At 70.3% G+C, this 23,362-nt stretch carries 30 protein-coding genes and 1 tRNA gene; 14 read left to right on the top strand and 17 right to left on the bottom strand.

What is annotated here, in order from left to right:
• Positions 1–69: 69 nt before the first annotated feature.
• Positions 70–1,734 (bottom strand): helicase HerA-like domain-containing protein, encoded by a 1,665-nt coding sequence (locus QCN29_RS06010; RefSeq protein ID WP_279926638.1) that lies wholly within the window; start codon positions 1,732–1,734, stop codon positions 70–72.
• A gap of 107 nt (positions 1,735–1,841) precedes the next feature.
• On the opposite strand from QCN29_RS06010, the gene QCN29_RS06005 reads away from it, so the two are divergent.
• Positions 1,842–2,138 (top strand): type II toxin-antitoxin system VapB family antitoxin, encoded by a 297-nt coding sequence (locus QCN29_RS06005; protein WP_003955420.1) that lies wholly within the window; start codon positions 1,842–1,844, stop codon positions 2,136–2,138.
• Positions 2,139–2,294: 156 nt separating this feature from the next.
• Positions 2,295–2,930 carry a LytR C-terminal domain-containing protein gene (locus QCN29_RS06000; protein ID WP_279926637.1) on the top strand — a complete coding sequence of 212 codons (636 nt, stop codon included), beginning with the start codon at positions 2,295–2,297 and terminating at the stop codon, positions 2,928–2,930.
• Between the two features lie 76 nt (positions 2,931–3,006).
• Here QCN29_RS06000 and upp read toward each other — a convergent pair whose 3' ends face one another.
• Complete coding sequence (upp, locus tag QCN29_RS05995) at positions 3,007–3,642, bottom strand: uracil phosphoribosyltransferase (protein ID WP_279926636.1); 636 nt, start codon at positions 3,640–3,642, stop codon at positions 3,007–3,009.
• A gap of 88 nt (positions 3,643–3,730) precedes the next feature.
• On the opposite strand from upp, the gene QCN29_RS05990 reads away from it, so the two are divergent.
• The 4 genes from QCN29_RS05990 (at position 3,731) to QCN29_RS05975 (ending at position 5,348) form a co-directional block, all read left to right on the top strand.
• Positions 3,731–3,973, top strand: a complete 243-nt coding sequence (locus tag QCN29_RS05990; protein ID WP_279926635.1) for a hypothetical protein — start codon at positions 3,731–3,733, stop codon at positions 3,971–3,973.
• Positions 3,974–4,153: 180 nt separating this feature from the next.
• The gene (locus QCN29_RS05985; RefSeq protein ID WP_240140013.1) at positions 4,154–4,678 is read left to right on the top strand and encodes a tRNA adenosine deaminase-associated protein; all 525 of its coding nucleotides are present in this window, start codon (positions 4,154–4,156) and stop codon (positions 4,676–4,678) included.
• A gap of 77 nt (positions 4,679–4,755) precedes the next feature.
• Entirely contained in the window at positions 4,756–5,184 is a 429-nt protein-coding gene (gene tadA, locus QCN29_RS05980) for a tRNA adenosine(34) deaminase TadA (protein WP_279926701.1), read from the top strand.
• 79 nt (positions 5,185–5,263) lie between these two features.
• Positions 5,264–5,348, top strand: a tRNA-Ser gene (locus QCN29_RS05975).
• A gap of 65 nt (positions 5,349–5,413) precedes the next feature.
• On the opposite strand, the gene QCN29_RS05970 is transcribed toward QCN29_RS05975, so the two are convergent.
• From QCN29_RS05970 to QCN29_RS05905, 14 genes are all read right to left on the bottom strand, one after another.
• Complete coding sequence (locus QCN29_RS05970; RefSeq protein WP_279926633.1) at positions 5,414–6,691, bottom strand: tyrosine-type recombinase/integrase; 1,278 nt, start codon at positions 6,689–6,691, stop codon at positions 5,414–5,416.
• 79 nt (positions 6,692–6,770) lie between these two features.
• The gene (locus QCN29_RS05965) at positions 6,771–7,004 is read right to left on the bottom strand and encodes an excisionase family DNA-binding protein (RefSeq protein ID WP_279926632.1); all 234 of its coding nucleotides are present in this window, start codon (positions 7,002–7,004) and stop codon (positions 6,771–6,773) included.
• A gap of 452 nt (positions 7,005–7,456) precedes the next feature.
• Entirely contained in the window at positions 7,457–8,935 is a 1,479-nt protein-coding gene (locus tag QCN29_RS05960) for an ATP-binding protein (protein WP_279926631.1), read from the bottom strand.
• Positions 8,936–8,937: 2 nt separating this feature from the next.
• Positions 8,938–9,780 (bottom strand): bifunctional DNA primase/polymerase, encoded by an 843-nt coding sequence (locus QCN29_RS05955; protein WP_279926630.1) that lies wholly within the window; start codon positions 9,778–9,780, stop codon positions 8,938–8,940.
• Between the two features lie 132 nt (positions 9,781–9,912).
• Entirely contained in the window at positions 9,913–10,374 is a 462-nt protein-coding gene (locus tag QCN29_RS05950; RefSeq protein WP_279926629.1) for a hypothetical protein, read from the bottom strand.
• Positions 10,375–10,397: 23 nt separating this feature from the next.
• A complete protein-coding gene (locus QCN29_RS05945; protein ID WP_279926628.1) occupies positions 10,398–10,862 on the bottom strand; it encodes a hypothetical protein in 465 nt (154 codons plus the stop codon).
• Positions 10,863–11,066: 204 nt separating this feature from the next.
• Positions 11,067–13,196: an FtsK/SpoIIIE domain-containing protein gene (locus tag QCN29_RS05940; protein ID WP_279926627.1), complete on the bottom strand. Its 2,130-nt coding sequence runs from the start codon at positions 13,194–13,196 to the stop codon at positions 11,067–11,069.
• A 93-nt stretch (positions 13,197–13,289) separates the two neighbouring features.
• On the bottom strand, positions 13,290–13,604 hold the full coding sequence (locus tag QCN29_RS05935) for a hypothetical protein (RefSeq protein WP_279926626.1): 315 nt from the start codon (positions 13,602–13,604) through the stop codon (positions 13,290–13,292).
• Positions 13,595–13,771: a pRL2-8 gene (locus tag QCN29_RS05930; RefSeq protein WP_279926700.1), complete on the bottom strand. Its 177-nt coding sequence runs from the start codon at positions 13,769–13,771 to the stop codon at positions 13,595–13,597. The genes QCN29_RS05935 and QCN29_RS05930 overlap by 10 nt, the downstream gene beginning before the upstream one ends.
• Entirely contained in the window at positions 13,768–14,085 is a 318-nt protein-coding gene (locus QCN29_RS05925) for a hypothetical protein (protein ID WP_240139640.1), read from the bottom strand. The genes QCN29_RS05930 and QCN29_RS05925 overlap by 4 nt, the downstream gene beginning before the upstream one ends.
• Before the next feature lie 2 nt (positions 14,086–14,087).
• Positions 14,088–14,477, bottom strand: a complete 390-nt coding sequence (locus QCN29_RS05920; RefSeq protein WP_279926625.1) for an RRQRL motif-containing zinc-binding protein — start codon at positions 14,475–14,477, stop codon at positions 14,088–14,090.
• Positions 14,477–15,523, bottom strand: a complete 1,047-nt coding sequence (locus tag QCN29_RS05915; protein WP_279926699.1) for a conjugal transfer protein — start codon at positions 15,521–15,523, stop codon at positions 14,477–14,479. Before QCN29_RS05915 ends, QCN29_RS05920 begins: the two co-directional genes overlap by 1 nt.
• 56 nt (positions 15,524–15,579) lie before the next feature.
• Positions 15,580–16,026, bottom strand: a complete 447-nt coding sequence (locus QCN29_RS05910) for a Pycsar system effector family protein (protein WP_279926624.1) — start codon at positions 16,024–16,026, stop codon at positions 15,580–15,582.
• Complete coding sequence (locus QCN29_RS05905) at positions 16,023–16,292, bottom strand: DUF6284 family protein (protein ID WP_279926623.1); 270 nt, start codon at positions 16,290–16,292, stop codon at positions 16,023–16,025. Before QCN29_RS05905 ends, QCN29_RS05910 begins: the two co-directional genes overlap by 4 nt.
• 431 nt (positions 16,293–16,723) lie before the next feature.
• On the opposite strand from QCN29_RS05905, the gene QCN29_RS05900 reads away from it, so the two are divergent.
• The 7 genes from QCN29_RS05900 (at position 16,724) to QCN29_RS05870 (ending at position 22,459) form a co-directional block, all read left to right on the top strand.
• On the top strand, positions 16,724–17,482 hold the full coding sequence (locus tag QCN29_RS05900) for a GntR family transcriptional regulator (RefSeq protein ID WP_279926622.1): 759 nt from the start codon (positions 16,724–16,726) through the stop codon (positions 17,480–17,482).
• On the top strand, positions 17,479–18,156 hold the full coding sequence (locus QCN29_RS05895) for an AAA family ATPase (RefSeq protein WP_279926621.1): 678 nt from the start codon (positions 17,479–17,481) through the stop codon (positions 18,154–18,156). The genes QCN29_RS05900 and QCN29_RS05895 overlap by 4 nt, the downstream gene beginning before the upstream one ends.
• Positions 18,157–18,688: 532 nt before the next feature.
• Positions 18,689–18,853 (top strand): hypothetical protein, encoded by a 165-nt coding sequence (locus tag QCN29_RS05890; protein ID WP_279926619.1) that lies wholly within the window; start codon positions 18,689–18,691, stop codon positions 18,851–18,853.
• A gap of 9 nt (positions 18,854–18,862) precedes the next feature.
• Positions 18,863–19,156, top strand: a complete 294-nt coding sequence (locus tag QCN29_RS05885; RefSeq protein WP_240139633.1) for a Dabb family protein — start codon at positions 18,863–18,865, stop codon at positions 19,154–19,156.
• Between the two features lie 207 nt (positions 19,157–19,363).
• The gene (locus QCN29_RS05880; RefSeq protein ID WP_279926618.1) at positions 19,364–20,452 is read left to right on the top strand and encodes an RNA polymerase sigma factor SigF; all 1,089 of its coding nucleotides are present in this window, start codon (positions 19,364–19,366) and stop codon (positions 20,450–20,452) included.
• 235 nt (positions 20,453–20,687) lie between these two features.
• The gene (locus QCN29_RS05875) at positions 20,688–21,542 is read left to right on the top strand and encodes an RNA polymerase sigma factor SigF (protein WP_279926617.1); all 855 of its coding nucleotides are present in this window, start codon (positions 20,688–20,690) and stop codon (positions 21,540–21,542) included.
• A 98-nt stretch (positions 21,543–21,640) separates the two neighbouring features.
• Positions 21,641–22,459 carry a hypothetical protein gene (locus QCN29_RS05870; protein ID WP_279926616.1) on the top strand — a complete coding sequence of 273 codons (819 nt, stop codon included), beginning with the start codon at positions 21,641–21,643 and terminating at the stop codon, positions 22,457–22,459.
• Positions 22,460–22,467: 8 nt separating this feature from the next.
• On the opposite strand, the gene QCN29_RS05865 is transcribed toward QCN29_RS05870, so the two are convergent.
• Positions 22,468–22,680, bottom strand: coding sequence for a hypothetical protein (locus QCN29_RS05865; RefSeq protein WP_279926615.1), 213 nt, complete (start codon positions 22,678–22,680; stop codon positions 22,468–22,470).
• Between the two features lie 219 nt (positions 22,681–22,899).
• Between QCN29_RS05865 and QCN29_RS05860 the strand changes: the two genes are divergently transcribed.
• Positions 22,900–23,361, top strand: coding sequence for a MarR family winged helix-turn-helix transcriptional regulator (locus QCN29_RS05860; RefSeq protein WP_398859128.1), 462 nt, complete (start codon positions 22,900–22,902; stop codon positions 23,359–23,361).
• The last annotated feature ends 1 nt before the right edge of the window (position 23,362 follow it).

Genomic DNA, 23,362 nt, shown 5'->3' with positions numbered 1-23,362 from the left:
GCCGTCGGCCGCCCACCCCCACCCCGCTCGCCCCCACTCGGCTCGCCTCCACCCCGCTCGCCCCCGCCGTCACCGCCGCCTGCGGCCCGCCGTTCCGAACAGCGAGCGGCCGATCTCCCGGCCGAGCTGGGTGCCGATCGACCGGGCGAGCGAACGGAAGACCGCGCTGCCCACCACCTGCTGCGCCAGCGGCGGCTCCTCCGCGGGCCGCCCGGGCGGCGGGGCCTGACCCGCCTCCGCCTCCTGGGCCAGCTCCACCTCCCGCGCCGCCCGCACCGCGGCCTCCTCTGCCGCCTGCTGCTCGTCCGAGAGCCGCTCGTACGCGGACTCCCGGTCGACGGCCTCCGCATAGCGCCCGTACAGCGCCGAGGACTTCACCGCCCGCTCCAGCACATCCGCCCCGACGGGCCCCAGCAGGGACCGCGGCGCCCGCAGCCGGGTCGCGGCGACCGGGGTGGGCGCGCCCGACTCGCTCAGCACGGTGACCACCGCCTCGCCGGCGCCCAGCCCGGTGAGCACCTCCTCGAGCCGGTACTCCGACCGCGGGTAGGTCTTGACCGTCTCCCTCAGCGCCTCGGCGTCATCGGGGGTGAAGGCGCGCAGCGCGTGCTGCACCCGGCTGCCGAGCTGTCCGAGCACCTCGGGGGGCACGTCCTGCGGGGACTGCGTGACGAAGAAGACGCCGACTCCCTTGGAACGGATCAGCCGCAGCGTCTGCACGACCGACTCCAGGAAAGCCTTGCTCGCCCCGTCGAACAGCAGGTGCGCCTCGTCGAAGAAGAACACCAGCTTCGGGCGCTCGACATCCCCGACCTCCGGCAGATCGTGGAAGAGATCAGCCAGCAGCCACATCAGGAACGTCGAGAACAGCCGAGGCCTGTCCCGCACGGCGGGCAGCTCCAGTACGGAGACGAGCCCGCGGCCGTCCGGCGCGGTGCGCAGCAGATCGCGCGTGTCGAACGCGGGCTCGCCGAAGAAGCCGTCCGCGCCCTGCTGCTCCAGTGCGGTCAGGGACCGCAGGATCACCCCGGCCGTGGCGGTCGAGAGCCCGCCGATCCCACGCAGCTCGTCCTTGCCCAGGTCGGAGACGAGGAAGGCGACCACGGCCCGCAGATCCTTCAGACCCACCAGCTCCAGGCCCTTGGAATCGGCGTAGTGGAAGATCAGCCCCAGTGACTGCTCCTGCGTCCGGTTGAGTTCGAGGACCTTCGCGAGCAGCAGCGGCCCGAAGTCGGTGACCGCGGCGCGCAGCGGGATCCCGGCGCCGTGGCCGCCGAGGGCGTAGAACTCGCACGGAAAGCCCTCGGCCTCCCAGCGCTGCCCGACCTGCCGGGCCCGCTCCCGCACCTTCTCGCCCGCCCCTCCCCGCCCGTCGTCCGCGCCCGGCGCGCTCTCGCCGGTTTCGGTCCCGCTTTCGCCGGGTTCGGCCCCGCCCGGTGCGCAGATCCCCGACAGGTCCCCCCTGACGTCGGCCAGGAAGACGGGCACCCCGGCGCCGCTGAGCTGCTCGGCGATGAGCTGGAGGGTCTTGGTCTTCCCGGTGCCGGCCGCGCCCGCGACCAGCCCGTGGCGGTTGAGCATGGCCAGCGGAAGGCGGATCGGGGCCTCGGCGCGGCACCGGCCGTCCCAGAGCAGGGCGCCCAGTTCGATCGCCTCCCCGGCGGGCGGATACCCGGCGGCGATCTTCCGTGCGGCCTCCGGAAGCTCCGGGGCGGCCTGCTCGCTCGCGCTCATATGAACCCCTGCTCCCCACGCTGATTGCCGGAAAAGACACGCTTGCCCAGGATTGCACTCGAGTCTCCTGGCTGCGCCCGGAGCGCCTTGACCGGTAGGCTTTCCGTGTGATCTTCAAGCGCATCGGAAACGGGCGGCCGTATCCCGACCACGGCCGGGAAAGCACCCGGCAGTGGGCGGATGTCGCGCCGCGGCCGGTCCGCCTCGATCAGCTCGTGACGACCAAGGGCCAACTGGACCTGGAAACGCTGCTCGCCGAGGACTCCACGTTCTACGGCGACCTCTTCGCCCATGTCGTGAAGTGGCAGGGCGACCTCTACCTCGAGGACGGTCTGCACCGCGCCGTGCGGGCGGCCCTCCAGCAGCGCCAGGTGCTCCACGCACGCGTGCTCGAACTGGGCTGATCGCGCCGCTCCTACCCGGATCGGAGCTGCGAGACCCGTCGGCATCGGCCGCACGCACCAGTCGAATGCCCCTTTCGGACCCTTTCGGGACCGTACGGACGCACTCCATTGATCATCTAGTAGGCATCGCCGACAGGCCGCACTACGCTGCGCCTCATGAGCATGCTCACACCCCCCGGCATGGGCGGAAAGTACCGCGTGACGGGGGACACGTACCCACGCATGCGACGTCCCCGGCGCCGCCGCAGGATCGTTCTGGCCGCCCTCGCCGCGGCGGTCGCCCTCGGTCTGGCCGGCTGGGGGACGCTGCAGCTCATCGATGTGTTCGGCGGCGGGGACGAGAAGAAGACACAGGCCGCCTCCGGCCGCGCGTCCGACTGCGTACCCGTCCCCACCCCCTCCGCCGCGCCGGCGCCGCCCAAACCGGGCCAGATCAAGGTCAACGTCTACAACGCGACCCCGCGCACGGGCCTCGCACAGGGCGCGGCCGACGAGCTGAAGAAGCGCGGCTTCGCGATCGGCGAGATCGGAAACGCCACCGAGGAGTACGACAAGAAGGTTGCCGGCACCGCGATACTGCTGGGCGCGCCGGCGTCGTACGAGGGCGCGTTCCGGGTGCTCGCCACCCAGGTCCGGGGCGCACAGCTGAAGGCCGACACCCGCGAGACGGCGGATGTGGACCTGATCCTGGGCACGGCCTTCAAGAACCTGACGGCGAAGAAGGACGCGGACGCGGCGCTGGCCGCGCTGACCAGGCCCGCACCGCGCCCTTCCTGCGAGCCGGCGGACTGACGCGGCCGGCGGACTGACGCAGCCGGCGCGCTGCGGGTCGCGGCCCGCAGCGTCGCGCTGCCCGGCGCCGCGCGTGCTACTCGGCCGCGCCGTACATCCGGTCGCCGGCGTCGCCGAGGCCCGGGACGATGTAGCCGTGCTCGTTCAGCCGCTCGTCGACCGAGGCGGTGACCACGGTGACCGGGGTGCCCGCCAGCTCGCGCTCCATCACCGCGACGCCCTCGGGGGCGGCGAGCAGCACGACGGCCGTCACATCGTCCGCACCGCGCTTGATCAGCTCCTGGATCGCCGCGACCAGCGTGCCGCCGGTGGCCAGCATCGGGTCAAGGACGTACACCTGCCGACCCGACAGGTCCTCGGGCATCCGCGTGGCGTACGTGGACGCCTCCAGCGTCTCCTCGTTGCGGATCATGCCGAGGAAGCCCACCTCGGCCGTCGGCAGCAGCCGCACCATGCCGTCGAGCATGCCGAGGCCGGCCCGCAGGATCGGCACGACCAGCGGCCGCGGGTGGGAGAGCCGCACGCCCGTCGTCCCGGTGACCGGGGTCTCGATGTCGACCTGGTCGGTGCGCACATCCCGGGTGGCCTCGTACGCGAGCAGGGTGACCAGCTCGTCGGCGAGCCGCCGGAAGGTCGGGGAGTCGGTGCGCTTGTCGCGCAGCGTGGTGAGTTTGTGCGCCACCAGCGGGTGGTCGACGACATGGATCCGCATGGCGTCCACAGTAGCGGGGCTCGCATCAACCGAGGCCACAGAGGGAAGGTGGAAGCAACAGGGACCCAGTGGCGGGGTGGTGCGGCCGATGCCGAAGCCGGATTCAGAACCAGAGCCGCGAGCGGAGGCGGAACGGGAGCAGGCCTCCCGCGGGCTTGAGGACCCCGAGGCCGTCGCGGCCATGGAGGCCGACGCGGAGCGCCGCCGGCGGCGCGCCCAGTTCCTGCGCGAGCTGCACGAGGCGAGGGCGCTGCGCGACCGGGTCCAGCCGCGGCGCGCCCGGGCCGCCCGGATGCGCCAGCAGATGCGCATGCGGACCTTCCGCTGGTAGCCGCCGCACCTCCCCGGACGCACGGGAAGGCAGTATGGAAACCGCACTCGTGAGAACTGGTGGACGACGCAACGACGGAAGACCTCTCGCATCGGCCCGGTTTCTGCCACGATTCCGAGTGGGCGGGGCACGAGCAGCGCACCGCCGGTCGTCACACCTCTGATCAGTGGGAGAGTCACGGTGTACTTCGCCGCACTGCTCGCGCGCACTCCGGAAGGGTGGGAAGCGAGCGACACAGAGCTCGACGATGTGGAGACCCTGTCGGATCTGACCGACCTGGCCCGCGAGGCCTCGGTGGACGAGGACACGGTGCTCGTCTTCATCGAGCAGGAGGACGCGTGGTTTGGCGTCGTCCGAGTGGAGGGCGAGGACGACCCTCGCATCTACGTCTCGGACGCGGCCGCCGCCGCGCGCTCCTCGTATGGAGAGATCCTCACCGACGAACTGCTCGGCGGGGACGACGACGACGCGGCCGACGAACTGGACGCGCTGAACCTCGACGGCACCGAGGAGGGCGAGCCGGAAGCGGCCGGCGAGGACGACATGGCGGACTCCGAAGCGGCCCCGGCAGGTCCGCTGGGCGACCGCGAGATCCTCGACGACCTCGGAGTCTCCGCAAAGGAACTGCTGTCCATCGAGGAGGACGGGCTGATGATCATCGCCGAGGCGCTCGGCGCCTCCGAGGTCCTGGAGACCGTCCGCTAGTGACCGGTGCAACCTCCGCCACACCTCCGCCGTCCGGTTCCGTGCACGACCCCGTACGCGGGCCGTGGGAGGCGTCGATGCGCCTCGCCCTCAAGGAGGCGGAGCAGGCCGCGCTGTCCGGCGATGTGCCGGTCGGCGCCCTGGTGCTGGCCGCCGACGGCACGCTCCTGGCGTCCGGGCACAACGAACGCGAGGCGACAGGCGATCCGACCGCCCATGCCGAGGTGCTGGCGATCCGCCGGGCAGCGGAGCGGCTCGGCCGATGGCGGCTGACCGGCTGCACGCTCGTGGTGACGCTCGAACCGTGCACGATGTGCGCGGGGGCGATCGTCCAGTCACGCGTGGACCGGCTGGTCTACGGGGCACGTGACGACAAGGCGGGCGCGGCGGGCTCGCTGTGGGACCTCGTACGGGACCGGAGGCTCAACCACCGCCCCGAGGTCGTCCTCGGCGTCCTCGGCGAGGAGTGCGCCCGGCAGCTGAGCGCCTTCTTCCGGGAGCGCTGAGCCCCCGCCCCGGACCGCTCCGGGGGCTCGGCGGCCTATCGATTTCGGCGCAGGGCCCACTTGGGCTAGGATCTCTCCCGGTAGCGTGTCCGAGCGGCCGAAGGAGCTCGCCTCGAAAGCGAGTGTGGCGCAAGTCACCGAGGGTTCAAATCCCTCCGCTACCGCTGGTGAGAGAGGCACCCGGTTCCTTGAACCGGGTGCCTCTCCGTCTTCCGTCTCAGTTCCCGTCTCAGTTGGCCGGTGCGAGCACCCCGGCGGCCCCGTCATCATCGTCGTCCGGCCGGTCCCCAGTCGGCTTCCAGATGAGTCCGTCAACCTGCCGGGCCACGTCATTGCGGACGCTGTCGACCATGTGCTGGTATCGCGCGGCCATGGCCGTTGTGGACCACCCCATGAGCCCCATGACTGCCCGCTCCGAGACTCCGAGGATCAGCAGGACCGTGGCGGCGGTGTGCCGTGCGTCGTGCAGCCGGCCGTCTCGTACCTTCGCGTTCTCCAGTAGTTCCTTCCAGTCGTCGTAATCCGTTCGGGAGGATGTGCCCCGACCAGTCGGTGTCGCGAAGAGCCACCCTTCGTCCGTCCAGTCGCCACCGGCCGCCGCGCGTTCGGCCTCCTGCTTGGCCTGGTGCGTCCGCAGCAGGTCTACAAGCTGTGCGGGCAGTCCGACCGCGCGCCGTCCCGCACGAGACTTCGTATCGGCGGTCTCCGGGTTGGTCCGTTGACGCTGCGGGCAGTACCCGGCCTTCCTGCCGCAGGTGTCACCGCACCCGTGGGCGTAGCGCGGCCGGCGGCGGCTCCGGCGGACCATCAGCACGCCTCGTTCCAGGTCGACGTCCGTCCACTTGAGGCCGAGTGCCTCCCCCTGTCGGAGTCCGAGGGCCAGCGCGACAGCCCAGCGCGCGGAGTTGCGACGGTTGTCCGCCGCACGCAACAGGCGCTGCACCTCGTCAACGGTGTACGGCTCGATCTCCTCTTCGCTGACGCGAGGAGCCTTGGCGAGCTGGACGGGATTCCGGGCGAGGTGTCCCCGCCGTACCGCCTCGTTCAGTGCGGTGCGGAACGTGCGGTGAATCTGGTGGATCGTTCCCGCCTTGCGGCCGTCGGCCACCATGCGCCCGTAGAAGTTCTCGATGTACTCAGGCTTGAGCTTGTCCAGCCGGTGAGCGCCGAGGGCGGGAATCAGATGCTTCCGCACGGCGACGCCGTACCCGACCATCGTGTTCTCGTTGACGGCGAGGGGGGCGATGTTCTCGACCCAGTGGGTCAGCCACGTTCTGACTGTCCAGGGGCGGCCCGCCTTCCGGATGCTCTTGGCGTCGCGCTGCCGCTCCAGCTCACGGACGGCGGTGGTCACCTCGGCGCGGGTCTTCCGCTCGACGTGGCGGCGGTCCGGCTTGCCGTCGTCGCGGATGCCGACGGTCACGCGACCGTGCCACTTGCCGTCCTTGCCCAGGTAGATGGAGCTCCGACCATTGGGCTGCCGAGTGCGCTTCTTCTGTTCCGCCACAGGCGGGACTCCTTCGGGTAGAGGCAGGTGAAAACGACCGGAGCGCTGCCTTCGGGGCAGCGCTCCGGTGGGAAACGGGTCAGGCGGCCCTACGCTCCGCGCGGCGCCGGGCGAGGTAGGCGGCCGGCGCGTCGGCGGGGACGCGCCTCAGCCCACCGATCATCAGCGACTCGAGCTCTCCCGAGCGGATGAGGGCGAAGCAGGTGGTTCGGCCGATTCGGAGGCAGCAGGCGGCCTCTTCCACGGTCAGGAGAACGGGGGCCGGACCGTTGGCCTTGGAAGCTCGTGCGGTGTCCAGGCGGGTGACGCTCATGTGGGCACTCCTGTGGGGCAGTCCTTCGGTGGCCTGTCGGGTATGCGTGTGTCCGAGGTGCGGATTTCTGCGTCACCCGCGTCATCTGCGTCATTCGTGCCTCTGACCTGCGGTTTTTGGGTGACGCAGGAACCTGGGGTGTGTCACCGATGACGTAGACCCTCGTCATCCGATGACGCAGGTGACGCGGGGTGACGCAGGAATGGGCTGTGTGCGTCACCGCTGTTTCGGCAGGTCACCGGCCGTTTGCGGGGGGTGGGTGACGCAGGTGACGCAGGGTCTCTCCACTTCGGACAAGGGAGGGGTGGTGTCTGTTTGGTGTGCGGCTCAGAGAGTGAAGAAGGAGCCGCTTCGCGGCGCGACCATCGCGGGGCGGCGCCGCCGCCGAACAGCAAGAAGAGCACGCGTGCGCCGGGTGCTCTTCTTGCTTGTGCGGTTGTGGTGCCGCGCGGTCAGAAGGCCGCTCCTTGCTCGTGCGGGGACGGTCCGGCGGACGGCCGCGCGATTTCGATGTAGCGGGACGCCTTGGTGCGGCCCCAGTCGATGAGGACGCCCCGGGCAGCGAGGGTGGGCTGAAGGCGCTTGAGACGGTCGGAGAGCACCTTGCCTGTGGTCGGCCACCCTTTCGGCAGGGGACGGCACTCCTCACCCGCATAGAGGCCCGTCAGGCTGTACAGCCATTCGGCGGACGTCATCCGCTGCTCGGTGCCCGGGTCGATGCCAGCGGCGTGCTTGAGCACGGTCTGTGCCAGGAGGTCGCCCTCAATGACGTCGTCGTTGAGGTCGTCCAGGCTGGCCCGGTAGGCGGCCAGCGCCCCCAGACCGGTGGCCGCGTCGAGCTGCGCGCACAGGTGGGCGAAGTCGGCCATGCGCAGGTCCGTCGGGATGTCCGCTTCCGCCGCGCGTACCTGCACGGTGAGGTCTAGGAGAGAGCCGAGGATGACGGACAGCACCTCTGCGAAGTCGGACCACAGTTCCGCCTCGGTGCGCCGGACGCGGGGGCGTTCCAGCCGCAGGGGCAGTAGCCGTTCGGCAAGGTCGGGGCGAATGACGCCGACGTCGATGCCGGTCAGGAGCAGGGGGCGGCGGTAGCCGACGCGGAAAACGTCCCCGTCGGTGAACAGGGCGCGCTTGACGTTCTCGGCACCGGTCACGATGCAGCACATCGCGTCGGACAGGTCCGGGGTCATGTGGGAGAGGTTGTCCAGGGCGGTGACCCAACCGGCCGCAACCGCAGCAATCAGGTTCTCCTCATCCTTCGGTGCCCGGCGTAGGTCACCGCTCATGCCCTCGATGATCCGCACGAGCATCCGTCCACCGGTGGACTTACCCGCCCCCTGCGGACCGGTGAGGAACGGCGCGGGAACCGGCACGTCCGGACCGAGACAGCCGATGAGCCAGGCGATGGCCAAGCACTCGGTCTCGGCGGTGGCGAAGTTGCACAGCCGCATCAGCAGGTCGATTCCCTTGCCGTCGGTGTCCTTGACCGGCAGGGGCAGTTCCCCGGTGAGCTGAGTACGGCGCCAGCACACCTCACGCGGGTCCGGGGTGCGGATGTCCCAGCCGGTGGGGTGGATCCGCACGGACTGCCCGTCGCTGCGCCCGAGGTCCAGCCACGTCGCCCCGTCGAATCCGGAGGCGACGCGGATGTGCACGGGCTGGACGTCCTCGGTCAGCGCCAACGCTTCGATCAGGTCGAGTGCTTCCTTCATCGCGGTGCCGTTGAACACGCCGATACCGTCCTTGAACAGTCCGACCATGAGCTCCTGCCGGTGGCTTCCCGTGGTGCCCTGCGAGCGGATCGGACGGGCCACGGGGTGACCGTTCCTCTGCGCATACACCGTGCCGTCGGCGGTGCGGAAGTACCGAAAGTGCGATTGGGCGTAGTCGGTGATGACCTCGCGTGCGGGGCTTTTTTCGTCGTCGGACATGGTCACAGCCCCAACGTGGTGCGGGCGTTGGTCCACGCGTCCGTGCAGTGCCGGGCCGTCTCGCCCTTGCTCTGCGCGGCGGTGAACAGGCGGGCGACGTGGGTGTCGGTGAGGCAGGCGCACCGGCCGTGCGTGGACAGCACGGCGAGGAACGTTCGGTACACGGTCGCGTGCACCGCGCTGCGGGCCTCGGTGATGCGCTGTTCCGCCATGGCGATGCCGCGTTCGAGGTAGGCGGGCGTCCGGTGCGGACACCCCCCGCCGCCAACGGGCACGGCGACGGCCGATGCCACCGGGCGAGCAGGGGCGGGTGTCTTCACCGCGAGCGCACGTACGGCGTCCGACAGGTCGACCATTTGGCCGGTGCCGGGACCGAGGTAGCGGGCGTAGGACATGGACGACTTGATGTCGACACCGGGACGCACCGCGTTGGAAGAGCCCATGGTGCCCCTGTAGATCCAGTGCTCACCGCGCGTCGTCGCCACCGTGCGCGTGGCGGGCAGGGCGGTACGGGCCCACGCGATGGCATCCGCGTCATCCAGGTCGACCACGGTCAGGCCGGCGCCGCCGGGGTGGTACGCGACGCACACCGCCTGCCGCCACGCAGCCGCCCACTGAGGCGACACGATGACGGCCGGCTCGGTGGTGGCGGCGGCCCATCCGTGGCACGGGGCCAGGCACCGGCAGGGACCCGGCACCTTCATGTTCGGCCGGTCCCCACAACCGCTGTTCTTGCAGTCGGGGCAGTTGCCGAACGGCACCTTGCCCCGCCGCAGGGGCAGCACGGGCACGCCGGACGCGGCGAGGCTCAGCGCGGTGTGTCGGGGGTAGGGCGTCTCGCTCATGCCGCACCCGGCGGACACTCGTCGGAAGTCGGTGGATTGCGTCATGCTGGGGTATCTCCAGTTCCTTGATGGGTTCTGGTTGGCAAGGGCGGCCCCGGTTCTTGGCGGAATGGGGGGTCGCCCTTGGCGTAGCTAGTGGTGCGTGGCCCAGTGGGCGTACTGCTGGCGGACGTAGCGGCGCGGGTCGCAGATCACGGGCGTGTCGTCCAGGCCCATGAGGTGGCGGGCGGCCTCAGTCGCGGCGCAGGCGATGTCGTCGGCGTCGCGACTGTCGGCGGTGAGCGCCATGCGGTCCAGCACGGCGGCCTTGCGCAGGAAGTACTCCCGGTCCAGGCCCTGACCGATCGGCGTGTGTGCGCTCGTTTCGGTGGTCCAGCCGATCTCGTTGCTGATCCTCGGGGCGTCGGCGTAGGCCTGCTCGGGGGTGGGCCAGCCCGCCGGGGTGGGGCGGTGGTCGGCGGTGAGGTAGAGGCGGGCGCGCTTGCCGTCGCGGGTCGGATACCGGCGCACGTCACCGGTCGTGAACGCGGCGGCCAGCGCGGTGGTGACGCGGTCGGTGTCGATGGGGTCGCAGATGACGCGGATCTCGAACACTCGGGGCTCCTTGTTCTGGCTGGTCAGCTGTGGAAGTGGTTGCGCTTGAACGTGGCCTTGCGGATGTTCACGGTGGTGGCGCTCTGGTGGCCGCGTGCGCTGAAGATCTGGACGGCGATCCAGCCGCCGAAGATGACGGCGGCGAGGATGATGAGTTGGGTGATGAGCGCGGTGAGTGCGGTGATGAACGAGGTGAGCAGCAGCAGTCCGCCGCACACGGCGAGGAAGCCGACGCCTCCGAGGGCGACGTTCACGGCCGTGCGGGAGACGGCCGGTTTGGCGGCGACGGGTTCGGGTTGTGCGGGGTTGATGGCGTAGCCGGTGACGATGCGGCCGCCGGGCAGGACGATGCTCGCCACCGCGGGAACACTGCCGGGCTGCACCGGAACGAGGGACGTCGACACGGCTACGGCGGGCGGATGCGGGGTGGGTTGGTGGACTTCCACGGCCCGGTGTGTGGGCGCGTGCGGGGTGTGGTCGGGGTGCATGCGGAATCCCTTCCGGTGCTCGGTTGGGGAGGTGGCGGCACCCCCTTCGGGGTGCGGTGTGGAGGGGTGTTTCGGGGGTCTGAGCAGGCAGGCTCCCCGCCTCCCTGAAGCGATGTTTGTGCTGATCAGTGCGGGGAGGTGGGCCCGGGGAGGTGGTTGGGGAGTTCTCCCCGCCTCCCCGGGGCGGAGGGTTGTTCCTCCCCGCTACTGGGAGGCGGAAGCGGAACTGGCGGTGTCGCGGTTGGCGAGCGCGCGGGCCACGTCGTCTCGGCGCACGACCATGACCCCGTGGGACTTCTTCGGCCCCTCGCCGTGCTCCTCCAGCAGCCGCTTCAACCGTCCGTTGTTCCACTCGCGGTAGACGGCCATGTCCAGCGCGTGCAGCCGCTTGAGGACCTCATCGGTGCGCAGCCGTGCCGCGTCGCCGATGACGGTGGCGATGTCGGCGAGCGGGTCCCGCTCCTCGTCGCGTTCGATGACGCGCAGGGTCGTGGCCCCGTCGCGCAGGGCCTTGGCGCGGGCGGCGATTTCGGCGGCGGGGTCGTCGTCGATGAAGTGGGTGCGCACGGTGATGGAGGATTGCCCGGCGGGGATGGCGATGCCGTCGGAGGCGACGACGAGGGTTCCCTTGTCCAGGCCCTGCCGGAGCAGGTGCGGGGCGGCGCCGCCGTTGACGGCCTTGTCCCCGAGCGCCATGCGGGCCTGGGTGTCGGTGCCCAGGACGAGGGAGGCGCGGGTGTGGGCGCCCTCGCGGACCAGCTTGGGAAGGTTCTGGTCGGTGGGGTCCTGGGTGCCCTGCCACATCAGCACGTCCACGGCACGGCCCTGGTTGTGCAGCTTGCGCACGGCCATGAAGTACCGCGAGGTGGCCTTGGAACCGCCGTAGGGCCGCTTGTCCTCGCCGACAACCGGGCACATGAACGCCAACTGCGCCTCATCCACCACCACGACCAGCGGCTCGAACACCACGGTCGGGTCCTGGCGGCGTGCCTCGATCCGCCGGTTCATCTCCTCAACCGCGGCCTCAACCATCTCGGTCGCCTGAATCACGTGCTCGTCGGAGGGGCCCTCGATCAGGACCTTGGCAATGCCGTCGAACATGGCCCAGTCCCCGATCCCTTTCAGGTCAGCAATCCAGAACTGCACCGTGCGGTCCAGCGCCAGCCACAGAGCCAGAGCCCGCAGCGCGGCGGTCTTGCCCTGGTTGGACAGACCCGTGACCAGCAGGTGGCGCTGATACACGCTCAACTCAGCAGCGTCCCCGCGCAGATCCTGCCCCCACGGGGCGCGGCCGGTCTTGTAGTTCGCGGTCAGCGTCTCGTCGGTGACCAGCGGAGAGGGGCCGATCGGCTCATCCAGCGCGCCCGAGTCGGCGATCCACAACCTGACCGTCCGTGCGGCTTCCGGGATGGTGATGAACACCTCGTGTTCGTGCCGGGTCAGGTTCTCGGCGAGCTTGCGGCGCTTGTTCTGCACCTCGTTCGTGGCCACCCCGGAGGGAAGGGTCACATCGACCTCGACCCCGCATCCGGCGATGGTGATCGGTCCGAGCATGGACGCGCCGGCGTCGCCCATCTCCTTGATGGCGTTGCGCAGGGCGGGCACTCCGAGGTCGCGCAGGGCCTTAACCACGATGGACGGGGTGATCGGCTCCCCCTCGTCACTGCGGACGTTCGCCGGCAGCGCCCACGCGGGGGCGGCGTGCTGCTTGCGGCCGACCGACCACAGGGCCAGCAGAGCGAGGAACGGGCCGATCGTCAGCGCCGGGCCCCACACGATCTGCACGATCCGGATCAGCAGGGCGATGAAATCGATCGTCGCCGACAGGGGGGTGATGACGTCTCCGACGTGGCCGGTGTTGAGGGCCATGACGATGCCGAGGGCGACCAGGGTCCCGATGCTCATGCCCGCGCCGACGGCCACGCCCTTGGCGGCCTCCACGGGCGAGTGCAGGAGGTCCATGCGGCGGTGGTGGCGGGCGGCGCGGAAGCGCTGAAGGCGCTCCTCCCACTCCTCGGCCGCTTCCAGGTTCCCCGCTGCCTCTGCCGCCCGGATCATCCGCTCATACCGCGAGCCGGTGCGGCCGTCCCACGCGCGGCGGGCCACGATCCGCCCGCCATTGAACGTGTACAGGCTGTGCCGGACCACCGAACGGCCGGCCGACCGCGTCCGCTCGTGCGTCACGGCCGTCCTCACCGCGCGGCCGGAGCGGACCCACAGCGGCACGGGCCGCGCGGGCGGCGCGTCCGGCACGACCGTGAGCACGGTGGGGGCGGTGCCGTCGGAGGTCGGGGGTTCGGTGGGCTTGTGCAGGTGAACGACGTTCTCAGACATGCTGAAACAGCTCCTGACTACCCCGTAACGGGGCCGGAAGTGGAGAGAGGCGCCGGGGCCCCGCCCGGTATGAGCACGGGCGGGGCCGGGGCGTCAGAGGTGAGCGCGGGCCCGGTTCTCCGCGCGGCTGAGCTGCGACGGCTCGGTGCGCGGGCCCTCGATCCAGCAGAACGGGCGGATGCCGTCGGCGGCCTTGAAGACGCGGATGGCGGCTCCGGTCGGGGCGTCGGGGAGGGCGTAGACGCGGCCACCGGCCAGGGAGGCCAACAGCCGGGCACCGTGGTGCTCGCAGCCGTTCGCTCCTGCGTTCGTGGTGTCCAGCACGGTCACGGCGACCGGGCCGGTGCACGGGGTCGGGTCGTCCGGGTGCGCGGCCGGGCAACGGCGGTGGTCCATGCTCACCACCACTTCGACTCCTTCTTGGGCACGATGTGGGGGTGGCCGTTGACCATGTGGTCCACGCACTGCGGGCAGTCCTCCCGGGGCCGGAGCTTGCGGTGAATGCTTCGGTCGTGGGCGTGCTGCCAGCACTGCGGGCACTCGCCCGCAGGCGTCTGCGTGCGGGTCACGGTCACCACCACCCCGAGGACTTCTTGGCGGCCTTGGCGGTCGCGTGCTCGTTGACGATCCGCTGCCGCTCGGTCCGCAACGCGGTGAGTTCGGCGGTCAGCCGGATCTGTGCGGCGTTCCAGACGTTCTCCAGCGTGCGTTCGGCGCGGCCAGTGCTCTTGCCACGCACGACCCGGTAGGAGCCGCCGGCCAGAGCGCCGACGACCTTGCGCCGCTCCGCGCTGTTCAGCGGCCACATCTCCTCGTTCTGCACCGCTTCGAGCTTGCGTTCCGTCAGCCGGATCTCCTTGTCCAGGCGACGGGTGTTGGGCTTGCCCATGGTCAGCTCCCTGTCGGGGATGCGCAGTGGTCGGGGTGGGCGCACAGCAGGCACATGCCGAGCGAGGTCGGCAGGCAGTAGCTGTAGGTCACGCGGCACTTCGGGCAGGTGCGGCGGGCGAGCATGGCCAGCGCCAGCGCGCCCCACTTGCGCGACGTCATCGGCCGCACGGGCTTGGCCCGGTCGACGCGGTAGAGGTAGGCCACCCGGTCCGTACCCGCCCGGCGGTTAGTCCGCATGACCTGCGCCACCACCTCCTGACCGCCGGGCCGTAACCCCCTGGCCCGCAATTGCCGACGGGTGGCCAGGCCGTCGGGCGCGTAGCGCCACGGGTAGGTGGGGATGCCGTACCGGGCCCCGTTCGGGTCGAAGCACTTACCGAACGCGGTCATCACGCCACCGCCTCAGCCGCCGCAGCGGCACGTTCGGCAAGGAGCATGTCCCGCAGCGACCGGGCATTCGCGGGCGAGGTGTGGATGGCGCGGCGGATGCCCTCGCCGGTCACCTTCGCATCCGGCCAACCGGCCGTCGCCTGGCGTGCTTCGGCCAGCAACTGATCAGGCGTGCGCTTCGGACGGGTCGACCTCGCCACCGCCGGGAGGCGGCCCGTGGCGCGGCGCGGCCGGGTCGACTCAGCCGCCACAGCGGGCGACTCGATCGAGGCGATCGGAGCGGGGCCGACCGGCGGGAGGGGCTTGAGCTGGGTCGACTTGCCCAGGTCGACCGCGACCGGATCGGGCAGAGTCAGCCGGGCCAGTGTCACCACCGGGTCCGGGGTCGATTCGGGCAGGCCAGCCGTAGACCGCTTCCTCACGGTCTCGGTCGATTTCTCCGTATTCGAGACCGGGGCAGGATCGAGGGCGATGCCGCCGAACATGGCAGCGAGCGCGGCATCCGCACCGGCGGTGACGCGGTCGCGCTGCACGTCCAGCAACCTCGATCCAAGCGCCACGTCCCCGACCCCGACCTTGCGAGCCAGCCGCCACGACGCCCGATCGGACCGCTTGCGCACCCGGTCGGTTGGGTGGTGCGCGGCGCGGGCACGGTGGTAGGCCAGCGCCTGCACCAGATCGGCGGTGTGGCGCTCGTTCTCCGCGTCGCGGCCGTCGGTGTGCACCACGATCCGCCGGGCCAGGAACGCCATGCCCTCAGCCGAGACGGACATGCCCATCGGGGTCAGGGCGTAGATCACGGTGCGGCCCGGATCGGGGGCGGCCATCGCCCCCATCACGGCGGCGGCGGCCGGCAGCGCCCACAAGCCGAGGCGGACAATGCGCGGGGAGGACTGTCCCAGCATGGTCAGCCCGAGCAGGACCAGAGCGAGCACGGCGGTGGCACCCTCACCTGCGGCAAGCGCACCCAGGGCGGTGCCCTGGCCGTAGGCGTGGCCGATGTTGCTGTACGTGCCGATCCCACCGAACACACCCGTGGCCAGCATCGGCACGAACGCGGCAGCCAGCACACCGACCTGTACGCGGGTCAGTTTCGTGCCGGTCACCGCGCACCCCCGAGGGTGAGCAGCGCGGCGAGGATGAGCAGGGCGCCGCCGGTCATGGTCAGGTCGACCGCCCGGCGCAGGCACATGAACTTGGCGACCGCGAGCCGGGACAGCCTAGCGACGTCGGCGGCCAGATCACGGGCGACAGCCGCGCCGATCTCGTCGGCGGACAGGGTGGCCCACAGCGGGAAGCCGTGCCGACCGGCCAGGTTCGGGCGCACCGACCGCAGCAACAGCCCCGCCGCGCCGACCAGCAGCGCCAGCCCGGCCCCACCGGTGACGAGGGCGGGCACGGTCAGCGGCACGTCGCGGGCGACGGTCCAAGCCCCGGCGACCACCGCGCCGACGAACGCCAGCAGCAGCGCCGTCTTGGTGTCCGTCCGTGTGATCTCCGCCTTCACCTCCGCATGCGCGGCGATCAGGTTCTTCTCGGCGGCACTCACGCGACACCCCCGAAAAGGTTCGCGCCAGCCGTGCGGTTGACCAGCGCGACCCGGGCGGCCAGCGCGCGGCGGCGGGCCCGGCGGATGCGGCGCTCGTCCACCTCGGTCGGCGTGCGGTCAAGGGCGACGATCTCCGCGTCCAGCAAGTCGACATCCGCCAGGATCACGGGCATCTCCCACTCGATCGCGACCAGCTCCGCGCTCGTGGGTTCCATCCACGGCTCGAACGCGGTAACAGCCTCCTGAACAGTGACGATGTGATTCATGGGTCGTGCTCTCCCTCGCAGGTGAAACGGCCCGAACGCGGCTCCCGGGAGGCACCCCGGGAGCCGCTCGCCGTTGAAGTCGGAATGTCCGGCTCCCCTCAGCGCTGCACGCACGGGACGTGCAACGGAGGCAACCGGCCCGCAGCCACACTGCGGACGTTGGGTCGCGCTGTACCTCACGCGGAGATCCCGCGTGGCCGCCTACTTGGCCGAGGAGAGGCGGCGTGATCCCCATTCAGTTGTCAAGGAGCCGGCGCTTTCTTCGAGCCCGTTTCACGGAGCCCTCCAGGCGGCGGACACAGGTGTGTCGGGGCACCCTCCGCTCGATCGATCCGACCGGCGAGCACATCCCTAAGGTTCCCTAGGGTTCCCTGCGGTGTCAAGCGGTAAGGTAGGGAACCTCAGGGAAGTCACAAAAAGGAGCAAGCGACATGGCAGGCCAGGCCGACAATCGGGCCCCGTACGCGAAGATTGCCGCCCACTACATGGAGCTGATTTCGTCCGGTGAGCTACAGCCGGGAACGCTCCTGCCGAGCATCAAGAACCTGTCGGAAGAGTGGAAGGTCAGCACTGCGACAGCTGAGAAGGCGCTTCGCAAGCTGCGCAACGAGGGTCTTGTGCGAGGCATCCACGGCATCGGTACCGAGGTCCTGGACCGGCCGACCCCGATGTCCTCGGGAGCCCAGCGGCAGGACCGGGGACGCCGCACCGGTTCTAGCTGGGGGGCGGGCGAACGATCCGACTCGCATCAGGCGGCCGTCGTGCCCGCGCCTGCCGAGGTCGCGCAGGCACTGGACATCGAGCCCGGCTCGGACGTCGTACGGCGTAGCCGGGTGTACAGGGACCGGCACGGCATCGTTGCTCACAGCACGTCGTGGATCCCCGCTCGGTACGGCAGGCTCATCCCACAGCTAGCAGCGAGCGAGCGCCTGACAGGGGGAACCTCACTCCAGCTCATCGCCCAGGCGACCGGCCACCCGATCAGCCACCGTGTCGACACGGCCTCTGCCCTCACGCTGACGCCGGAGTACGCACGACTCTTGGAGCTGGACCCTGAGAACCCGCCGACGGAACCGGTGGTCGTGATGACCGCGAAGTTCGTCGATAGCGAGGGCAACATCGTGGAGTACGGCGTCGACCTCGGAGGGCCGGGCCGTACATGGCGCACAGAATCGGAGGTCACCACGTGACGGTCGTGGATGACACGCTCGTGAGCGTGCTCGAAGACCGACTGGATGCACTGCTTGCGGCCCGGCGGACTGGCACAATCACGCCGGAAGCCGATGCAGAGGTGGCCACCATCTCCCGAGTCATGACGAGACCGATGTCCCCACGCCCTCCGTTCTGCGTCCTGATGGCCGGACTCCCCGGGTCAGGCAAAACCACGCTTTCCCGCGCCCTCACGGATCGCGGATTCGTACGGCTGTGCCCAGATGAGGAGATGTACCGCCGGCACGGCGTCTATGGGGTCGACTTCCCCCGGGGCACCTTCCCCACCCTTGAGCGGCCGGTCCTGGAAGACGTGGCGGTCGACCTCCGGGAACAGCTCAAGGCCGGACACGATGTCGTCGTTGACCACGGCTTTTGGACTCCCGAGGATCGGGCCAAATGGCAGGCCATCGCCACCGACGCCGGCGCGGTCCCTGTACTCGTCTACCTTGCCGCCAGCCACGACGAACTGTGGGCGAGGATCAGCAAGCGCAACGAGTTCCACGCAGAGGATCCGAACTCGATCTACTTCGCGGAGAGCGACCTCCAGCGGTACCGCAGCCGGTTCATACCTCCCACGGCAGACGAGCCGCACTTGTTGTACGAGGGTGACCCCGCCGCCGTGATCGCGGCCGTGGAAGGGTCCGGCCGCTGACACTGCCAGAGGTAGACGCCCAGGTCAGCCGGTCCGCACTCCGTCTCAGTTTCCGTCTCATTCAGCCCCGTTCGGCATCGTCCAGAGCCGTTCACGCGGCGTGCGAGGAACCGGGAACGAACGGGGTTGAACGACCCTGGACAACCCCCTGACCAGCACGAACAGACCTCGAAAGCGAGTGTGGCGCAAGTCACCGAGGGTTCAAATCCCTCCGCTACCGCTCTTCCACGAAGGGCCCCGACGCCGGACGGCGCCGGGGCCCTTCGTCGTAGGCACCGGTCCCACAGGTCCGGCCGCAGTCAGAGGGAAGAGGGGGAAGGCCGCGGACGGGCCCCGCACGAGGGCCGGTCCCCGCCCGCGGGATTCCTGACGGATCCTTGCGGGCTCGCCTCCATCCTGCGTCTCCGGGACAGGGACGCGGGGCGGCGAAGGGCCCCGAAGTGCAGGCCCTTGGTCCTTAAAGATTCAGTCAGCTCGGTTAGACTCACGCGACTGCGCGGGACAGGCGATGCGGAAGGGGAGGAAGCGGCCCATGGTGCAAGCGAAGAAGATATCGCTGTACATCCTGGTTGTCTTCGTCCTGTACACGATCATCACCTCCCCCGAGCGGGCGGCGGACCTGGTGCAGGTAGGGTTCGAGGGCATTTCGAGCGCCGCTCAAGGCGTGGGAGAGTTCATGACCGAGCTGGTGAACTAGGAGCGCCCGTTGATCCGCCATCTGGTCCTTCTCAAGCTCAACGAAGGCGTCTCGCGCGACGAGCCGCGCGTGATCGCCGGCGCGCGGGCGTTCCAGGAGCTCGACACGCTGGTTCCGGAGATCGAGTTCTGGGAGTGCGCCTGGAACATCACGGACCGGCCGATCGCATATGACTTCGCCATCAACTCCGCCGTGGCGGACCGCGACGCCCTCAAGCGCTATCTCGAGCACCCTGCGCATCAGGCGGCCGCCGCACAGTGGCGCGAGTTCGCCACGTGGGTGATCGCCGACTACGAGTTCTGAGCGGCCCCGAGGAGCTCTCACCGCCCCTGCCGCCCGGACGTCCCGCCCCTCGCCCATACGGCGAGGGGCTTTCGCATGCCATCGGCCGGGTGTTCCGTCAACACGACGTAATGCGATGCTTGCACACAGTGGACATGTCTTGTGATGCTATGACCGCTTTTGATGGATGAGTTGACCGTAAACGATCGCAAAGGGGTGGCGTAAACAGTGCCGGCCAGTACTGCGCCTCAGGTGCCGCCCCAGAACGAGCGGCCGGACGACGGGTCCCCGTCCCGGGCGGCGGAGGCGTCAGCTCCCGCGAACGCCGCATCCGGGAGCGCCCGCCGACAGGGCCGGCGGAACCGTCAGGAGCAGGCAGGACAGCCGGACACCCCCCAGAACGATCACACGCGGAAGGACCACACGCAGACGGGTCAACCGGAGAGGGACCGCCCAAGGAGGGACCCCCCGGAGAGGGGCCAACCGGAGAGGGAGCAACGGGAGAGGGACCGCCCGTCGGCAGGCGGCCCCCAGGGCGGGGGCAGCGGCCGGAGCCGGGGTGCGGACACCCGCGCCCTGACCCAGGTGCTCTTCGGCGAGCTCAAGGCCCTCACCCCCGGCACCTCGGAGCACTCCCGGATCCGCGCGGCGCTCATCGAGGCGAACCTGCCGCTCGTGCGGTACGCGGCCGCCCGCTTCCGGAGCCGCAACGAACCCATGGAAGACGTCGTCCAGGTCGGCACGATCGGCCTGATCAACGCGATCGACCGGTTCGACCCCGACCGGGGAGTGCAGTTCCCGACCTTTGCCATGCCGACCGTCGTCGGCGAGATCAAGCGGTACTTCAGGGACAACGTCCGCACGGTGCACGTCCCGCGCCGGCTCCACGAGCTGTGGGTCCAGGTCAGCGGCGCCACCGAGGACCTGACGACGACTCATGGGCGGACCCCGACGACCGCCGAGATCGCCGAACGGCTGAGGATCTCCGAGGACGAGGTGCTCGCCTGCATCGAGGCGGGCCGCTCGTACCACGCCACCTCACTGGAGGCGGCCCAGGAGGGCGACGGCCTGCCGGGCCTGGTGGACCGGCTCGGCTATGAGGACCCGGCGCTCGCCGGGGTGGAACACCGCGATCTCGTACGCCACCTCCTCGTACAGCTGCCCGAGCGCGAGCAGCGGATTCTGATGCTCCGTTACTACGGCAATCTGACGCAGTCCCAGATCAGCCAGGAGCTGGGAGTCTCCCAGATGCATGTCTCCCGGCTGCTGGCCCGGAGTTTTGCCCGACTGAGATCCGCAAACAGGATCGATGCATAGCTGAGACGGGTAGACCGCTTCCGAGCCGATGTTGACGGTGTAAAAGGCGCAGACACCCAGCTTCCTGCGCACTTCCACCCGATACTTGTCGACATGTCACTACAGCGTGTTGCCGACATGTGACATTCTGCTGGAACCGCGTTTGCCGCAGCTCCGCCTCCGGTATTCAGGTGGAGGCTGCGTTCCTCCGACGGTCGCGGCCGCCGCGACCGTCCCGCGACCTCAAGGGGGTGGCATGTCCGCAGAACAGGGCAGCTCGAAGGTGCTCACGCTCACGAAGAGCGCACCCGCGCCTGTCGTGCCTGACGGCTCCGAAGCCATCGACACCCGTACCCTGTCCCGTTCCCTGTTCCTGCGGCTACGCGCGCTGGACGAGCAGGGCACCGGCGAGACTCCGGAGCGCACCTATGTGCGCGACACCCTGATCGAGCTGAACCTCCCCCTGGTGCGGTACGCGGCAGCGCGCTTCCGCAGTCGCAACGAACCCATGGAAGACATCGTCCAGGTCGGCACGATCGGTCTGATCAAGGCGATCGACCGGTTCGACTGCGAACGGGGCGTGGAGTTCCCGACGTTCGCGATGCCGACCGTCGTCGGCGAGATCAAGCGATTCTTCCGCGACACCTCGTGGTCGGTGAGAGTCCCGCGCCGGCTCCAGGAGCTTCGGCTCGCCCTCACCAAGGCCAGCGACGAGCTGGCGCAGAAGCTCGACCGCTCGCCGACCGTCTCCGAACTGGCCGCGGCGCTGGGGGTGTCGGAGGAGGACGTGGTCGACGGGCTGGCCGTGGGCAACGCCTACACGGCTTCCTCGCTGGACTCCCCGTCCCCCGAGGACGACGGCGGCGAGGGCTCCCTGGCGGACCGCCTGGGCTATGAGGACAGCGCCCTGGAGGGCGTCGAGTACCGCGAGTCGCTGAAGCCCCTGCTGGCCAAACTCCCGCCGCGCGAACGGCAGATCATCATGCTCCGCTTCTTCGCCAACATGACCCAGTCCCAGATCGGCGAGGAGGTCGGCATCTCTCAGATGCATGTCTCCCGGCTGTTGACCCGCACGTTGGCGCATCTGCGGGAGGGCCTGATCGGCGACTGACATCCGGAACGCCCGCCCGGACAGCCGTCCGGACGCTTCCTTATTGACGGACCGTCAGACACACTGGCGCGATGCGACGAGGAGGACACGGACGGGACGTGCGGCACACGCATCGCTGCCGGGCCGCCGCCGTGGCGGTCGTCGCGCTCCTCCTGGGCGGTGGAGCGCTGACCGCGTGCGGCGGCGGACCCGGCGACGGCTATGCGGCCGTCGCCACCCCGGACGACGCGCCGACGGCGACCGTGCCCCCGACGGGCGATGTGCTGCTCGTCCCCCTGGACGAGGGCCAACGCGAGAAGCGCGGCGAAGGCCTCCACGAGGACCGGGGCCCAGACCTCGGCGCGGACCGCGAGGATCACCGGAATCAGCAGCGGGGAGGGCGGACCGGCGGCGCGGAGGGGAGGCCGCCGGACGGCACGTCCCCGGACGGAAGGGAGGGCGGGCCGCCGACCGCCGCTGCTCCGTCGCCTCAGGGGAGCAGAGGCGCGGCCCCGCAGGCGCCCGCGCCCGCGCCGTCACGCCCCTCGCCGCCCCGGGCTCCCGCCCCGTCCCCGCCCGCATCTCCGTCACCGTCACCGTCGCCGTCGCCGTCACCGACGCCGTCTGCGGGTCCGGCCGAGCTGCGCATCGTCAGGGCCGGCCGCGCCCCGCTCGACAAGCGCTGGTGCGAGAAGGTGACAGTCGAGTTCCGCAACACGGGCGGCTCGGCGGCGACATCAGGGCAGGTCGTGTTCGGCACCCATGTCATCGGAGCGCTGGGCATCGACTGGGCGACGGTGGAATCGGCCCGGCCGCTGCCCGCGCCGATCCCTCCGGGCGCCGTGCGCACGGCGTCCTACACGGTGTGCGTCGACGCCTGGCGGGTGCCGCCGGGCATGCACATCGAGACCCGGGACATCAGCCTCGCGGGGGCATGAGCGAGACGTCAGCCGAGGGCGAGCCAGGCGACCGCGACGACGACGGCGATCGCCGCGACGACGCCTGCGATCAGGCCGACGCGCGGACCGGAGGACTGGTCGGGCGTCGCCTGACGGCTCTGCGGGGCGCCCTCGTCGACGAAAGCGCGGAACATCTGGGTGCTGCCCGCGGGGTCGTGGTTGCCCTCCGGGCCCTGGCCGTGCTGGGGGTTGTGTGCCATGGGGCAGGACCCTAGCGAACCTCCCGTTCCGCTCCCAAGCCCGGGGCGCGCGTGCGCGCGAATAGCAGGAACGGTCCGATGTGCGCCATGACGGGAAGCATGCGAAGACTTTTGGCTTCCTTTACTCCATAAAACCTGCTTTCGTTTGCCTGTAGCAACCAATGGCTTCTATGGTTGCCCTAAGCAACAAGATAAGGCCGTGGGGAGGACGGGCGGACCGTGGCTGATCAGCACACCGACCGGTACGCGGAGCTCGCCCGGCAGCTCAGCGCCATCGGGGCCGTCAAGCGGGGCATCGCGCGGATGCTGCCCGTCGAGTGCCCCTCCGGGCCGGCCGCCGTGCTCACCCTGCTCGACCGGCACGGCGAGATGCGGATGAGCCGACTGGCCGAACTGCTGTCCGTCGACATGTCGGTGACCAGCCGGCATGTCGCCCATGCCGAGGAGCGCGGCTGGATCGAACGGCTTCCCGCCCCCGGCGACCGGCGCTCCCGGCTGCTCCGGCTGACACCCGAGGGCCGGGACATGTTCGACGGCCTTGCACGGCGGACCGCGGACATGTTCGCCCGCACGCTCGACGACTGGTCCGACGACGAGGTCGGGCAGCTCATCGCGATGCTCGCACGGCTGCGGGAGTCGTTCGGCGACTGCCGGGCCTCCGCGGACCGCATCACCGCGTGAC

Source organism: Streptomyces chengmaiensis, from assembly GCF_029846775.1.
In the GTDB taxonomy this organism is placed as follows: Bacteria; Actinomycetota; Actinomycetes; order Streptomycetales; family Streptomycetaceae; genus Streptomyces; species Streptomyces chengmaiensis.
Note: the sequence above shows the minus strand (reverse complement) of the source record. Positions and strands in the feature narration are given on the sequence as shown.

Bases quoted from the DNA above. Each gene is read 5' to 3' on its own strand.
- QCN29_RS06010 (WP_279926638.1), bottom strand. From the start codon at position 1,734: ATGAGCGCGAGCGAGCAGGCCGCCCCGGAGCTTCCGGAGGCCGCACGG.
- QCN29_RS06000 (WP_279926637.1), top strand. From the start codon at position 2,295: ATGAGCATGCTCACACCCCCCGGCATGGGCGGAAAGTACCGCGTGACG.
- QCN29_RS05990 (WP_279926635.1), top strand. From the start codon at position 3,731: ATGCCGAAGCCGGATTCAGAACCAGAGCCGCGAGCGGAGGCGGAACGG.
- QCN29_RS05920 (WP_279926625.1), bottom strand. From the start codon at position 14,477: ATGACCGCGTTCGGTAAGTGCTTCGACCCGAACGGGGCCCGGTACGGC.
- QCN29_RS05955 (WP_279926630.1), bottom strand. From the start codon at position 9,780: ATGAGCGAGACGCCCTACCCCCGACACACCGCGCTGAGCCTCGCCGCG.
- QCN29_RS05965 (WP_279926632.1), bottom strand. From the start codon at position 7,004: ATGAGCGTCACCCGCCTGGACACCGCACGAGCTTCCAAGGCCAACGGT.
- upp (WP_279926636.1), bottom strand. From the start codon at position 3,642: ATGCGGATCCATGTCGTCGACCACCCGCTGGTGGCGCACAAACTCACC.
- tadA (WP_279926701.1), top strand. From the start codon at position 4,756: ATGCGCCTCGCCCTCAAGGAGGCGGAGCAGGCCGCGCTGTCCGGCGAT.
- QCN29_RS05960 (WP_279926631.1), bottom strand. From the start codon at position 8,935: ATGTCCGACGACGAAAAAAGCCCCGCACGCGAGGTCATCACCGACTAC.
- QCN29_RS05940 (WP_279926627.1), bottom strand. From the start codon at position 13,196: ATGTCTGAGAACGTCGTTCACCTGCACAAGCCCACCGAACCCCCGACC.
- QCN29_RS05865 (WP_279926615.1), bottom strand. From the start codon at position 22,680: ATGGCACACAACCCCCAGCACGGCCAGGGCCCGGAGGGCAACCACGAC.
- QCN29_RS05925 (WP_240139640.1), bottom strand. From the start codon at position 14,085: ATGGGCAAGCCCAACACCCGTCGCCTGGACAAGGAGATCCGGCTGACG.
- QCN29_RS05945 (WP_279926628.1), bottom strand. From the start codon at position 10,862: ATGCACCCCGACCACACCCCGCACGCGCCCACACACCGGGCCGTGGAA.
- QCN29_RS05900 (WP_279926622.1), top strand. From the start codon at position 16,724: ATGGCAGGCCAGGCCGACAATCGGGCCCCGTACGCGAAGATTGCCGCC.
- QCN29_RS05875 (WP_279926617.1), top strand. From the start codon at position 20,688: ATGTCCGCAGAACAGGGCAGCTCGAAGGTGCTCACGCTCACGAAGAGC.
- QCN29_RS05915 (WP_279926699.1), bottom strand. From the start codon at position 15,523: ATGCTGGCCACGGGTGTGTTCGGTGGGATCGGCACGTACAGCAACATC.
- QCN29_RS05890 (WP_279926619.1), top strand. From the start codon at position 18,689: ATGGTGCAAGCGAAGAAGATATCGCTGTACATCCTGGTTGTCTTCGTC.
- QCN29_RS05905 (WP_279926623.1), bottom strand. From the start codon at position 16,292: ATGAATCACATCGTCACTGTTCAGGAGGCTGTTACCGCGTTCGAGCCG.